Source organism: Sulfuricurvum sp., assembly GCF_019163035.1.
Classification (GTDB): Bacteria; Campylobacterota; Campylobacteria; order Campylobacterales; family Sulfurimonadaceae; genus Sulfuricurvum.
On the sequence record NZ_JAFLKV010000120.1, the window covers coordinates 3477 to 5489 of the forward strand.

Here is a 2013-nt window from a genome sequence, read left to right on the forward strand (position 1 = left end):
TTCCAATCGATCAAACGAGCCTTTGATCCGAACAATATCCTCAACCCTTCCAAAATGGGGCTAGAATAAGTGGTAAATTTTAAAGCAATGCTCCGCCATATCCGACTTTTTTTCCTGATGCTTTTTGATCGGGAGATCACCGTATATGCTTCGAGTCTTAGCTTTTATACGATTTTTACCGTCGTCCCCCTTCTTATCATCTCCCTTAGTTTGATTGCGAATGTCCCCGTTTTTAACGAGCAATACGCCAAAATTCAGATTTTTATTTTTGACAACATGATGCCGGTTCAAACTGCCGCAGTTGCGGGGTACCTCGAATCCTTTTTTCGCAATTCGGTACAGCTTGGGGTGATTGGATTTACCACCATGATCGTCTCATCCCTCCTCTTTTTCCAAAACTTTGAACACATCGTCGGAAAAATATTCAAAGCATCTAAACGAAAAATCTGGGATGCCATCACCACCTACTGGACACTGATCAGCCTTACCCCCATCCTTTTGATCGCATCGATGAGCCTAAAAGCTTATTTGGAGGCAAATATCACGGGATTTGCTTTACACGCGCTCTCTATTTTTCCTTTTTTGCTTCTTTGGGGAATTTTCTTTTTAGTCTACAAAATCGCCGTCAATGCCAATGTCTCCATCAAAGCTGCCGCGATCAGTTCGTTTATTGTCGCAATCGTATGGGGACTCGCTAAAAATAGTTTTGTTCAATACGTCTTTTATAACAAAACATATGCCACCATGTACGGCTCGTTTTCCGCACTCATTTTTTTCTTTTTGTGGATTTACGTCTCATGGATCATAGTCATCTACGGGATGAAACTATGCTATCTGATAAACCGCGCTACCCAGCGTAGCGAGTCCTAAAAGAGCTAGCGCCCAAAAAGCCTCTTTTCGCCACATAGCCCCAAGGGCTAAAATGATACTGAGTATCCCCACACACATCGGAATCACGACCGTCTTAACCTCTCCTGCTTCAAACATTTGAATAAGATACGGATCAAACCAATCTCCCCACGGTGTCAGATGCAATACCAAAACAATCGGATAATAGAGATTGAAAATGAGATTTATAGGGATAGAGCTCAAATGTGCCCAACTAAATGTCCCAAAAATAGCCAGTGAAATAGGGAGCAGTACCAAATAGCACCAGACATTGAGCGCTAAAAAAATCTGCCAAGGCTTCCAATACTCATAGTAGCGGATGAAAATAAAGATCGATAGAACTCCGAAAGAGGAAAACCAAAACGACAATGAGAAAAAAAGTTTCGGAAAAAATGCAAGTAAAATCCCGACCGCAACCAACAGCGTTTGAAACGAAACAATCTTAATTCCCCGATCATAAAGCCAATACCCCACCATAATCATCCCGAATGAGCGAACCATTGCAGGGTTATATTCTAAAATGGCTAGATAAGAAAAAAGCAACCCCGCTACAACCCAAAAAAGATCCCGATTGCCGTGTCGATAGGGAAAATAGCGATTTTGAACGAGACGATAAGGAGTTTTGAGAAAGAAATAAGCGATCAAACTCAAAATTCCAAAATGATACCCGCTGATGGAGAGGACGGCACTCAACCCCATCGCTCCGACTAATCCTTGTAGCTCTTGTGACATGGGAGTAGCGACAAACAACGCTCCATAAAGTTCCCTTATCCACGGATCATCATGCGCGGATGCGATACGATGATACCACCGCTCTTTTAAACTCTTATCGGGATAAATTTCGTAAATTACACCCCGTGTGCGAAATCCTCTCATATAATCTAAAAAAGTGACTTTAGCCACCTGCAACTCTATTAAAACCTCTTGCCCCCGCAACTCTTCCAAATCAGGCTTCATGATACATCGGACGCTTGAGCCGTTTTCGAGTTGAAGTTTTATCGATGTTTTAGGCTCATCGTTGATGAGACGTACCTCTTGATCGATCACTTCACCGCGCACCAACGGATCATCAAAGGTTTTCATTTTACTAAATTGGTAATAGTCATACGAAAGGGAGAGGGAAGC

3 protein-coding genes are annotated in these 2013 nt (G+C 42.4%); 2 read left to right on the plus strand and 1 reads right to left on the minus strand.

What is annotated here, in order from left to right:
• Together JZU62_RS11010 and JZU62_RS08610 are read left to right on the plus strand one after the other, a co-directional pair.
• Positions 1-69, plus strand: a 69-nt coding sequence (locus JZU62_RS11010) for an FAD-linked oxidase C-terminal domain-containing protein (RefSeq protein WP_365956668.1), incomplete at its 5' end; no start/stop codon positions are given.
• Positions 70-870 (plus strand): YihY family inner membrane protein, encoded by an 801-nt coding sequence (locus tag JZU62_RS08610; RefSeq protein WP_295013856.1) that lies wholly within the window; start codon positions 70-72, stop codon positions 868-870.
• Here JZU62_RS08610 and JZU62_RS08615 read toward each other — a convergent pair.
• Positions 826-2013, minus strand: a 1188-nt coding sequence (locus JZU62_RS08615) for a ComEC/Rec2 family competence protein (protein ID WP_295013858.1), incomplete at its 5' end; no start/stop codon positions are given. The genes JZU62_RS08610 and JZU62_RS08615 overlap by 45 nt on opposite strands.